General features: G+C 59.1%; 10 protein-coding genes. 9 read left to right on the plus strand and 1 reads right to left on the minus strand.

Features of this window, described 5'->3' with window-relative positions:
• Nucleotides 1-97: 97 nt before the first annotated feature.
• On the plus strand, nt 98-352 hold the full coding sequence (locus HWV67_RS13815; RefSeq protein WP_095157087.1) for a YkgJ family cysteine cluster protein: 255 nt from the start codon (nt 98-100) through the stop codon (nt 350-352).
• Nucleotides 353-387: 35 nt separating this feature from the next.
• The gene (locus HWV67_RS13820; RefSeq protein WP_175651626.1) at nt 388-990 is read left to right on the plus strand and encodes an START domain-containing protein; all 603 of its coding nucleotides are present in this window, start codon (nt 388-390) and stop codon (nt 988-990) included.
• 108 nt (nt 991-1098) lie between these two features.
• Here the strand turns inward: HWV67_RS13820 and gltA are convergent, their stop codons facing one another.
• Nucleotides 1099-2388, minus strand: coding sequence for a citrate synthase (gltA, locus tag HWV67_RS13825; protein ID WP_095157089.1), 1290 nt, complete (start codon nt 2386-2388; stop codon nt 1099-1101).
• A gap of 351 nt (nt 2389-2739) precedes the next feature.
• Here gltA and sdhC point away from each other — a divergent pair, with 351 nt between their 5' ends.
• The 7 genes from sdhC (at nt 2740) to lpdA (ending at nt 11845) form a co-directional block, all read left to right on the plus strand.
• Nucleotides 2740-3126 (plus strand): succinate dehydrogenase, cytochrome b556 subunit, encoded by a 387-nt coding sequence (gene sdhC / locus HWV67_RS13830; RefSeq protein ID WP_170946391.1) that lies wholly within the window; start codon nt 2740-2742, stop codon nt 3124-3126.
• Nucleotides 3120-3488, plus strand: coding sequence for a succinate dehydrogenase, hydrophobic membrane anchor protein (gene sdhD, locus HWV67_RS13835; protein ID WP_009396297.1), 369 nt, complete (start codon nt 3120-3122; stop codon nt 3486-3488). Before sdhC ends, sdhD begins: the two co-directional genes overlap by 7 nt.
• Before the next feature lie 3 nt (nt 3489-3491).
• Nucleotides 3492-5264, plus strand: coding sequence for a succinate dehydrogenase flavoprotein subunit (sdhA, locus tag HWV67_RS13840; protein ID WP_095157090.1), 1773 nt, complete (start codon nt 3492-3494; stop codon nt 5262-5264).
• Between the two features lie 11 nt (nt 5265-5275).
• Complete coding sequence (locus HWV67_RS13845) at nt 5276-5980, plus strand: succinate dehydrogenase iron-sulfur subunit (RefSeq protein WP_095157091.1); 705 nt, start codon at nt 5276-5278, stop codon at nt 5978-5980.
• A 234-nt stretch (nt 5981-6214) separates the two neighbouring features.
• The gene (locus HWV67_RS13850; protein ID WP_175651627.1) at nt 6215-9046 is read left to right on the plus strand and encodes a 2-oxoglutarate dehydrogenase E1 component; all 2832 of its coding nucleotides are present in this window, start codon (nt 6215-6217) and stop codon (nt 9044-9046) included.
• A 42-nt stretch (nt 9047-9088) separates the two neighbouring features.
• Nucleotides 9089-10312 (plus strand): 2-oxoglutarate dehydrogenase complex dihydrolipoyllysine-residue succinyltransferase, encoded by a 1224-nt coding sequence (gene odhB, locus HWV67_RS13855; RefSeq protein WP_095157093.1) that lies wholly within the window; start codon nt 9089-9091, stop codon nt 10310-10312.
• Between the two features lie 96 nt (nt 10313-10408).
• Nucleotides 10409-11845, plus strand: a complete 1437-nt coding sequence (gene lpdA / locus HWV67_RS13860; RefSeq protein ID WP_095157094.1) for a dihydrolipoyl dehydrogenase — start codon at nt 10409-10411, stop codon at nt 11843-11845.
• The last annotated feature ends 9 nt before the right edge of the window (nt 11846-11854 follow it).

Below are 11854 nucleotides of genomic sequence, written 5' to 3' on the forward strand. Positions count from 1 at the left end.
AGCAATATTTCATTTGGCCGGTAATTTCAAACGGTTGTTTTAGTCGTTACTATCCTTCCTATCTGCATCATTTGCTCTTTTCGAGGTCTACCACGTCATGAAGTGCCGCGAAGGCTGTGGCGCCTGCTGCATAGCTCCGTCGATCAGTTCGTTCATTCCTGGAATGCCTGATGGCAAGCCGGCTGGCGAACGCTGTATTCATCTGTCCGCCATCAATCTGTGTGATTTGTTCGGCAAGCCGGAAAGGCCGGCAGTCTGTTCGGGCTTCAAGGCGGACACAGAGGTATGCGGCAGTGACCGTGACGAGGCTATCAAGCTCATCGGCTGGTGGGAGCAAATGACGGCGGCCTGAATGCTGGATCACCGACCAATAAGGAAAACAACCGGATGAGATCGTTCAAGCGTGTAGCGGTAATCGTGGGTTTGAGTGCGTTGTCGACTTTGGCTTTCGCTGAGCAATGGGAAGAGGTCAAGAGTGCGGACGGTATCAAGGTCTCCCTCAGCAAGGTGGAGGGCTCCGATTACAAGGCATACCGCGGCGTAGCCCTGATCAAGGCGCCCGTGGCGAAAATTCGGGCGCTGCAGGAGGACGTTGCCGGTTCTTGCGCGTGGATTCACGAGTGCAAATTGCAGAAGCTGCTCAAGCACGAAGGCGACCAGAGCTGGACCTACGCACAGTTCAACACGCCATGGCCGGTGACGCCGCGTGATTCCGTGTTGCATGTGACGACCACCCAGGACGCTGATGGCAGTGTGACGCGCAAGATCGAAGGCGTGCCCGCCTATCTGCCGGAAGAGAAGGGCTTCGTGCGGGTGACGGCTGCCAATGGCTACTGGAAGCTGGTGCCCAAAGGCGATGCCACCGAAGTGACGTATCAGTTGCACACCAACCCGGGCGGTAGCGTGCCTTCCATGGTTGCGAACAAATTCGTCGTGGATGCGCCCTTCAATACGCTCAAGGCATTGAAAGAGAAAGCTGAAAAACCCTAATGTGAGCATTACAGTTATCGATAGGTGTAGCCTTATCGATAACTGTACGTTTCAAGGCCAATAAAAAAGGCTGCCATCAGGCAGCCTTTTTTTGCGTTCGGCCGAAGCTTACTTGCGGTCTTCCAGCTTGATCAGGTCGCGGGACTCGTAGCCGGTGTACAGCTGGCGAGGGCGGCCGATCTTGTAAGGGCTGGAGAGCATTTCTTTCCAGTGCGAGATCCAGCCGACGGTACGCGCCAGGGCGAAGATCACGGTGAACATGCTGGTTGGAATGCCGATTGCCTTCAGGATGATGCCCGAGTAGAAGTCGACGTTCGGGTACAGCGAGCGCTCGATGAAGTAAGGATCGGTAAGGGCGATCTCTTCCAGGCGCATGGCCAGTTCGAGCTGCGGATCGTTGGTGATGCCCAGCTCGCGCAGGACTTCGTCGCAGGTCTGCTTCATCACGGTGGCACGTGGGTCGCGGTTTTTGTAAACGCGATGGCCGAAGCCCATGAGTTTGAACGGGTCGTTCTTGTCCTTTGCCTTGGCGATGAATTTGTCGATGTTCGAAACATCGCCGATTTCATCCAGCATGGTCAGTACGGCTTCGTTCGCACCGCCGTGGGCAGGGCCCCACAGTGCGGCGATACCGGCGGCGATACAGGCGAACGGGTTGGCACCCGACGAGCCGGCCAGACGCACGGTGGAGGTGGAAGCATTCTGTTCGTGGTCGGCGTGGAGGATGAAGATCCGGTCCATTGCCTTGGCCAGTACCGGGCTGATCGGTTTGATCTCGCACGGGGTGTTGAACATCATGTGCAGGAAGTTCTCGGCATACGACAGGTCGTTGCGCGGGTACATCATGGGCTGGCCCATGGAGTACTTGTAGACCATCGCGGCCAGGGTCGGCATCTTGGCGACCAGGCGAACGGCGGAGATTTCCCGGTGCTGCGGGTTATTGATGTCCAGCGAGTCATGGTAGAACGCCGACAGGGCGCCAACCACGCCGCACATGACGGCCATCGGGTGGGCGTCGCGGCGGAAGCCGTTGAAGAAGGACTTCAACTGCTCATGCACCATGGTGTGGTTCTTCACGGTGCTGACGAACTGAGCCTTCTGCTCGGCATTCGGCAGTTCGCCGTTGAGCAGCAGGTAGCAGGTTTCGAGGTAGTCGGATTGCTGGGCGAGCTGTTCGATCGGGTAGCCGCGATGCAGCAGGATGCCCTTGTCGCCATCAATGTAGGTGATCTTCGACTCGCAAGATGCGGTCGCCATGAAACCAGGGTCGAAAGTGAAGTGACCCGTGGCCCCCAACCCTCTGACGTCGATAACATCTGGACCAACGGTGCCGGTTAAAATGGGCAGCTCGACGGGGGCTGCGCCCTCGATGATCAACTGCGCTTTTTTGTCAGCCATGTGGCCTCCTATTAATGCTTGAAATCATCTGACAGACCCCCCACGCAGGGCCCGCACCACTATAGTGAGATAAATTCGAATGTCAATTTGCCTAAAGCACGGTTGTAATGGGCCTTAGGCCCTGTTTTTCCTCGAAATTGGCGCCCATTTACGCCTTTTGTTCGGTAAAGGCAATGCGCTATTTGGGCTAGCCCTTCACGTTGTCATTAGTAGCCTAACTGTCTATACTCGGCACCCGACCGCCAGGGGCTTTCTTGCCCGTCTCACTGGGGGTCGCCGCTCCCTGGGTGGTGGGTACCTGACCAGTACACTTACCAACAACTTTGCCCTGATTGCTAGGGGCTCTTCAGTGTGAAAAAAGCCGTGAAAAGCCAACGACCTGTAAACCTAGACCTAAGGACCATCAAACTCCCGATCACCGCTTACACGTCCATTCTCCACCGCATCTCCGGCGTTATTCTGTTCCTGGGCCTGGCCATCATGCTTTATGCATTGGGCAAATCCCTGGGTTCGGAAGAAGGCTTTGGTGAGGTGAAGGCGTGTCTGACCAGTCCGCTGGCCAAGTTCGTGTTCTGGGGCCTGCTGTCCGCCTTGCTGTATCACCTGGTGGCCGGTGTGCGCCATCTGATCATGGACATGGGCATCGGTGAGACGCTGGAAGGCGGCAAACTGGGCTCGAAAATTGTCATCGTCATCTCCGTGGTGGTGATCGTTCTGGCGGGAGTTTGGATATGGTAACCAACGTCACGAACCTTTCGCGTTCGGGCCTCTATGACTGGATGGCGCAGCGCGTTTCTGCGGTCGTTCTCGCGGCTTACTTCATTTTCCTGATCGGCTACCTGGTGGCGCACCCTGGCATCGAATATGCCCAGTGGCACGCCCTGTTCTCCAATAACGCGATGCGTATCTTCAGCTTGCTGGCACTGGTTGCCCTGGGCGCTCACGCTTGGGTCGGCATGTGGACCATTGCAACCGACTACCTGACGCCAATGGCGTTCGGCAAGTCGGCTACAGCGATACGTTTCCTGTTCCAGGCGGTATGTGGTGTCGCGATGTTCGCGTACTTCGTCTGGGGTGTGCAGATTCTCTGGGGTATCTGATTCATGGCTATCATTCCAACGATTTCTTTCGACGCCATCATTGTTGGTGGCGGCGGTGCCGGCATGCGCGCTGCGCTGCAACTGGCCCAGGGCGGTCACAAGACGGCCGTGATCACCAAGGTGTTCCCGACCCGTTCGCACACCGTATCGGCTCAGGGTGGCATCACCTGCGCAATCGCTTCGGCTGACCCGAACGATGACTGGCGCTGGCATATGTACGATACCGTCAAGGGTTCCGACTACATCGGTGACCAGGACGCTATCGAATATATGTGCCAGGAAGGTCCTGCCGCGGTATTTGAACTGGACCACATGGGTCTGCCGTTCTCGCGTACCGAAACCGGCCGTATCTATCAGCGTCCGTTCGGCGGTCAGTCCAAGGACTTCGGTAAAGGTGGCCAGGCCGCCCGTACCTGCGCCGCTTCCGACCGTACCGGTCACGCGCTGCTGCACACCCTGTACCAGGGCAACCTGAAAGCAGGCACCACCTTCCTGAACGAGTACTACGCTGTTGACCTGGTGAAGAACCAGGACGGCGCGTTCGTCGGTGTGATCGCAATTTGCATCGAAACCGGCGAAACCCAGTACATCCGTGCCAAGGCAACGGTGCTGGCTACCGGCGGTGCAGGTCGCATCTACTCGTCGACCACCAACGCCCTGATCAACACCGGTGACGGCGTTGGCATGGCACTGCGTGCTGGCGTTCCGGTGCAAGACATCGAAATGTGGCAGTTCCACCCAACCGGCATCGCCGGCGCAGGTGTACTGGTCACCGAAGGTTGCCGCGGTGAAGGCGGTTACCTGATCAACAAGCACGGCGAGCGTTTCATGGAACGCTACGCGCCAAACGCCAAGGACCTTGCCGGTCGTGACGTTGTGGCCCGTTCCATGGTCAAGGAAATCATCGCCGGTAACGGCTGTGGCCCTAACGGCGACCACGTGATGCTGAAACTCGACCACCTCGGTGAAGAAGTTCTGCACAGCCGCCTGCCAGGCATCTGTGAACTGTCCAAGACCTTCGCTCACGTTGACCCGGTCGTTGCCCCGGTTCCAGTCGTTCCAACCTGCCACTACATGATGGGCGGCGTTGCCACCAACATTCATGGCCAGGCGATGACCCAGGATGCCGACGGTGTGGATCACATCATTCCTGGTCTGTTCGCCGTAGGCGAAGTGGCGTGCGTATCGGTTCACGGTGCCAACCGCCTGGGCGGCAACTCGCTGCTCGACCTGGTGGTCTTCGGCCGCGCTGCTGGCCTGCACCTGGAAAAAGCGCTGACCGACGGTATCGAATACCGCGACGCCAGCGACACCGACATCGAAGTTGCCCTGAACCGTCTGAACAAGCTCAACGAGCGTACTTCCGGCGAAGACGTTGCAACCCTGCGTCGCGAGCTGCAGAGCTGCATGCAGAACTACTTCGGTGTGTTCCGTACCGGCGAATACATGCAGAAGGGCATCGAGCAACTGGCTGGCCTGCGTGAGCGTATCGCCAACGTCAAGATCAGCGACAAGTCCCAGGCCTTCAACACCGCGCGTATCGAAGCGCTGGAGCTGCAGAACCTGCTGGAAGTTGCCGAAGCAACCGCCATCGCGGCCGAAGTTCGTAAAGAGTCCCGCGGCGCTCACGCCCGTGAAGACTACGAAGACCGTGACGACGAAAACTGGCTGTGCCACACCCTGTACTTCCCAGGTGAGAAGCGGGTTGCCAAACGTGCAGTCAACTTCGCGCCGAAGACCGTACCGGCGTTCGAACCAAAAGTCCGGACTTACTAAGGGTGGCCGCTATGTTGCAAGTCGAAGTTTATCGTTACAACCCGGACACCGACTCGGCACCTAAAACCCAGGTGTTCCAGGTCGATACCGGTGGCAAGGACCTGATGGTGCTGGACGTACTGGCACTGATCAAGGAGCAGGACGAGGGCTTCTCCTATCGTCGCTCCTGCCGTGAAGGCGTTTGCGGTTCCGACGGCATGAACATCAACGGCAAGAACGGCCTGGCGTGCATCACGCCGCTGTCCGCTGTCGTAAAAGGTAACAAGTTGGTCGTGCGTCCGCTGCCTGGTTTGCCGGTTATCCGTGACCTGGTCGTCGACATGAGCATCTTCTACAAGCAGTACGAGAAGGTGAAGCCATTCCTGCAGAACGACACGCCGGCTCCGGCCATCGAGCGTCTGCAGTCGCCGGAAGAACGCGAAAAGCTGGACGGTCTGTACGAGTGCATCCTGTGCGCTTGCTGCTCGACTTCCTGCCCGTCGTTCTGGTGGAACCCGGACAAGTTCCTGGGTCCAGCCGCTCTGCTGCAAGCTTATCGCTTCCTGGCCGACAGCCGTGACACCAAAACCCAGGAGCGCCTGGCGTCCCTGGATGACCCGTTCAGCGTATTCCGCTGCCGCGGGATCATGAACTGCGTAAACGTTTGCCCGAAAGGTCTGAACCCGACCAAAGCAATCGGCCACGTTCGTAACATGCTGCTGCAAAGCGGCACCTGATTCAAAAAGTGTTGTAGCCGTAGAACGCCAAGGTGCGGGCATCAGCCCGCACCGAGGTGAAACCCGAGCAAGGGCCAAAAGCCCGCGCTTGACCTATGAAGATATGAGACCAGCAGGGGCATCCGGGCTGGTACCCGGTACATCTGCGGGATCCTTGGTGGCTTGGTTTGCTGACGTGATTCCAGGCTTTCGTGGTTCTTGCCGATCGAGGCCCCTAACCGAGGGTGACCAAGCATGCAAGAAAGCGTGATGCAGCGCATGTGGAACAGCGCCCACCTTTCAGGTGGTAATGCTGCATATGTGGAAGAGCTCTATGAGCTCTACCTGCACGACCCTAACGCTGTGCCAGAAGAGTGGCGCACCTACTTCCAGAAGTTGCCCGCTGAAGGCAGCACTGCTACCGATGTATCGCACTCTACAATCCGCGACCATTTCGTACTGCTGGCGAAGAACCAGCGCCGCGCCCAACCGGTGTCTGCCGGTAGCGTGAGCAGCGAGCACGAGAAGAAGCAGGTTGAAGTGCTGCGTCTGATCCAGGCCTACCGTATGCGCGGCCACCAAGCGGCCAAGCTCGACCCGTTGGGGTTGTGGCAGCGCCCTGCGCCAGTAGACCTGTCGATCAATCATTACGGCTTGACCAATGCCGATCTTGATACGACCTTCCGTGCCGGCGACCTGTTCATCGGCAAAGAGGAAGCGAGCCTACGCGAAATCTTCGACGCTTTGCAGCAGACATATTGCCGCACCATTGGCGCCGAGTTCACCCACATCGTCGACTCCGAGCAGCGTAGCTGGTTCCAGCAGCGTCTCGAGAGCGTGCGTGGCCGTCCGGCGTTCTCCGCCGACATCCAGAGCCACCTGCTCGAGCGCGTCACTGCCGCCGAAGGTCTGGAAAAATACCTGGGCACCAAGTACCCGGGCACCAAGCGTTTCGGTCTGGAAGGTGGCGAAAGCCTGATTCCGATGCTGGACGAACTGATCCAGCGTTCCGGTTCCTACGGCACCAAGGAAATCGTGATCGGCATGGCCCACCGTGGCCGTCTGAACGTGCTGGTTAACACCTTCGGCAAGAACCCGCGCGAGCTGTTCGACGAGTTCGAAGGCAAGAAGAAGGTCGAGCTGGGCTCCGGTGACGTGAAGTACCACCAGGGCTTCTCGTCCAACGTGATGACCGCAGGTGGCGAAGTCCACCTGGCCATGGCCTTCAACCCGTCCCACCTGGAAATCGTCTCGCCAGTAGTGGAAGGTTCGGTCCGTGCCCGTCAGGATCGCCGCAACGATACCGTTGGCGACAAGGTTCTGCCGATTTCCCTCCACGGTGATGCCGCGTTCGCGGGGCAGGGCGTGGTCATGGAAACCTTCCAGATGTCGCAGACCCGCGGTTTCAAGACCGGCGGTACCGTGCACATCGTGATCAACAACCAGGTTGGTTTCACCATCAGCAACCCGCTGGACTCCCGCTCCACCGAGTACTGCACCGACGTCGCCAAGATGATTCAAGCGCCGATTCTGCACGTGAACGGTGATGACCCGGAAGCGGTGCTGTTCGTGACCCAACTGGCGGTCGATTACCGCATGCAGTTCAAGCGTGACGTGGTCATCGACCTGGTCTGCTACCGTCGTCGCGGCCACAACGAGGCCGACGAGCCGAACGGCACCCAGCCGCTGATGTACCAGCAGATCGCCAAGCAGCGCACCACCCGTGAACTGTACGCCGACAGCCTGATCCAGGCCGGTCGTCTGGACAGCGATCGCGTCCAGGCCAAGGTCGATGAGTACCGCAGCGCACTGGACAACGGTCTGCACGTGGTCAAGAGCCTGGTCAAAGAGCCGAACAAAGAGCTGTTCGTCGACTGGCGTCCGTATCTGGGCCACGCCTGGACCGCGCGTCACGACACCCGTTTCGACCTCAAGACCCTGCAGGAGCTGTCGGCCAAGCTGCTCGAGCTGCCGGAAGGCTTCGTGGTCCAGCGTCAGGTTTCGAAGATCTACGAAGACCGCCAGAAGATGCAGGCCGGTGGCTTGCCGATCAACTGGGGCTACGCCGAAACCATGGCCTACGCGACCCTGCTGTTCGAAGGCCATCCTGTGCGCATCACCGGCCAGGACGTAGGTCGCGGCACCTTCTCGCACCGCCACGCGGCGCTGCACAACCAGAAGGACGCCGGTACCTACCTGCCGCTGCAGAACCTGTTTGCCGGTCAGCCGAAATTCGACCTGTACGACTCCTTCCTGTCGGAAGAAGCGGTACTGGCCTTCGAATACGGTTACTCGACCACCACGCCTGAGGCGCTGGTGATCTGGGAAGCCCAGTTCGGTGACTTCGCCAACGGCGCGCAAGTGGTTGTCGACCAGTTCATCACCAGCGGCGAGCACAAGTGGGGCCGTCTGTGCGGTCTGACCATGCTGCTGCCACACGGTTATGAAGGTCAGGGCCCTGAGCACTCCTCGGCACGTCTTGAGCGTTACCTGCAACTGTGCGCCGAGCACAACGTTCAGGTGTGCGTACCGACCACCCCGGCGCAGATCTACCATCTGCTGCGTCGCCAGGTAATTCGTCCGCTGCGCAAACCGTTGATCGTACTGACGCCGAAGTCGCTGCTGCGCCACAAGCTGGCCATCTCGACCCTGGAAGATCTGGCCGAAGGCTCGTTCCAGACCGTGATCCCGGAAATCGATACCCTCGATCCGAAAAAGGTCACTCGCCTGGTCCTGTGCAGCGGCAAGGTTTACTACGATCTGCTGGAAAAACGCCGTGCCGAAGGTCGTGAAGACATCGCCATTGTGCGTATCGAGCAACTGTATCCGTTCCCTGAAGACGATCTGGTTGAAATCCTCGCGCCATACACCGAACTGAAGAACGTGGTGTGGTGTCAGGAAGAACCGATGAACCAGGGCGCCTGGTACAGCAGCCAACACCACATGCGCCGTATCCTCGGTCGTCACAACAAGGCGCTGGTCCTTGAGTACGCCGGTCGTGATGCGTCTGCGGCTCCAGCCTGTGGTTACGCTTCGATGCACGCCGAGCAGCAGGAAAAACTGCTGCAAGATGCTTTCACTGTTTAATGCCTTCGCGCACCAGAAACCGAATTTAAGGAACCACTGATAATGGCTATCGAGATCAAAGCCCCTACTTTCCCGGAATCGGTTGCCGATGGCACCGTTGCCACCTGGCACAAAAAACCGGGCGAAGCCGTCAAGCGTGACGAACTGATCGTCGACATCGAGACCGACAAGGTCGTCCTGGAAGTACTGGCCACCGCTGATGGCGTCCTGGGCGCAATCGTCAAGAACGAAGGCGACACCGTTCTGTCCGACGAAGTTCTGGGTTCGATCGAAGCCGGTGGCGCTGCCGCCGCTCCTGCCGCCGCTGCTCAAGCTGCCGCGCCTGCCCAGGCCGCTGCTGCCGACGCTGGCGAAGACGACCCGATCGCTGCTCCAGCCGCGCGCAAGCTGGCTGAAGAAAACGGCATCGACCTGGCCAGCGTTGCCGGCACCGGTAAAGGCGGTCGCGTGACCAAGGAAGACGTCGTGGCTGCTGTTGCCGCCAAGAAGTCCGCTCCAGCCGCCGCGCCTGCTGCCAAGCCGGCCGCAGCTGCTGCCGCTGCTCCTGTTGTCGCCACCGGCGACCGCACCGAGAAGCGCGTTCCGATGACCCGCCTGCGTGCCAAGGTTGCCGAGCGTCTGGTTGAAGCACAGTCGAACATGGCCATGCTGACCACCTTCAACGAAGTCGACATGACCGAAGTCATGGCCCTGCGTTCGAAGTACAAGGACCTGTTCGAGAAGTCCCACAACGGCGTACGCCTGGGCTTCATGTCGTTCTTCGTCAAGGCCGCTACCGAAGCGCTGAAGCGTTTCCCGGCAGTCAACGCGTCGATCGACGGCAGCGACATCGTCTACCACGGTTACGCTGACGTCGGTGTTGCTGTCTCCAGCGACCGTGGTCTGGTGGTACCGGTTCTGCGCAACGCCGAGCTGATGAGCCTGGCCGAGATCGAGAACGGCATCGCCACCTTCGGCAAGAAGGCCCGTGACGGCAAGCTGTCCATCGACGAGATGACCGGCGGCACCTTCACCATCACCAACGGCGGTACTTTCGGTTCGATGATGTCGACCCCGATCGTCAACCCGCCGCAAGCCGCCATTCTCGGCATGCACAACATCATCCAGCGTCCTATGGCCATCAATGGCCAGGTCGTGATCCGTCCGATGATGTACCTGGCGCTGTCCTACGATCACCGCCTGATCGACGGTAAAGAAGCTGTGACTTTCCTGGTGACCATCAAGAACCTGCTGGAAGACCCGGCGCGTCTGCTGCTGGATATCTAAACACGCAGTTGCACGCTACAGGCGGCGAGCTTCGAAACAGAAGCCGCTTGCCTTGTAGCGTGTGGCTTGCTGCTTGTAGCTATAAAGGAATCTTTTATGAGCCAGAAGTTCGACGTAGTAGTAATTGGTGCAGGTCCTGGCGGCTACGTGGCCGCTATCAAGGCCGCGCAACTGGGCCTGAAGACCGCTTGCATCGAGAAGTACACCGATGGCGAGGGCAAACTGGCCCTGGGCGGCACCTGCCTGAACGTTGGCTGCATTCCATCCAAGGCGCTGCTGGACAGCTCCTGGAAATACAAGGAAGCGAAAGAGAGCTTCAACGTCCACGGTATCTCCACCGGTGAAGTCAAAATGGACGTCGCCGCGATGGTTGGCCGCAAGGCCGGTATCGTCAAGAACCTGACCGGTGGTGTTGCCACCCTGTTCAAGGCCAACGGCGTTACTTCGATCCAGGGCCACGGCAAGCTGCTGGCTGGCAAGAAAGTCGAAGTCACCAAGGCTGACGGTACTACCGAAGTCATCGAAGCCGAAAACGTGATCCTGGCGTCCGGCTCCCGTCCGATCGACATTCCGCCAGCTCCGGTTGATCAGAACGTCATCGTCGACTCCACTGGCGCCCTGGAATTCCAGGCCGTGCCGAAGCGCCTGGGCGTTATCGGTGCCGGTGTGATCGGTCTGGAACTGGGTTCGGTCTGGGCTCGCCTGGGCGCGGAAGTTACCGTCCTGGAAGCTCTGGACACCTTCCTGATGGCTGCTGACGCTGCCGTCTCCAAGGAAGCGCTGAAAACCCTGACCAAACAAGGTCTGGACATCAAGCTGGGCGCTCGCGTAACCGGTTCCAAGGTCAACGGCGAAGAAGTCGAAGTGACCTACACCGACGCCAACGGCGAACAGAAAATCACCTTCGACAAACTGATCGTTGCGGTCGGCCGTCGTCCGGTGACCACCGATCTGCTGGCTGCCGACAGCGGCGTGACCATCGACGAGCGCGGCTTCGTCTTCGTCGACGATCACTGCGCTACCAGCGTTCCTGGCGTTTTCGCCATCGGTGACGTGGTTCGCGGCATGATGTTGGCGCACAAGGCCTCGGAAGAGGGCATCATGGTCGTCGAGCGCATCAAGGGCCACAAAGCCCAGATGAACTACGACCTGATCCCTTCGGTTATCTACACCCACCCGGAAATTGCATGGGTCGGCAAAACCGAGCAAACCTTGAAGGCTGAAGGCGTTGAGGTTAACGTGGGCACCTTCCCGTTCGCGGCCAGTGGCCGTGCAATGGCCGCAAACGACACCGGTGGTTTCGTCAAGGTCATCGCCGATGCCAAGACCGACCGCGTCCTGGGTGTACACGTGATTGGCCCAAGCGCTGCCGAACTGGTTCAGCAGGGTGCAATCGCAATGGAATTCGGCACCAGTGCCGAAGACCTGGGCATGATGGTCTTCTCCCATCCGACCCTGTCCGAAGCGCTGCATGAAGCCGCGCTGGCTGTGAATGGCGGTGCCATCCACGTAGCCAACCGTAAAAAGCGTTAACTATAAGAA

It is taken from the genome of Pseudomonas sp. Marseille-P9899 (assembly GCF_903166565.1).
Classification (GTDB): Bacteria; Pseudomonadota; Gammaproteobacteria; order Pseudomonadales; family Pseudomonadaceae; genus Aquipseudomonas; species Aquipseudomonas huaxiensis.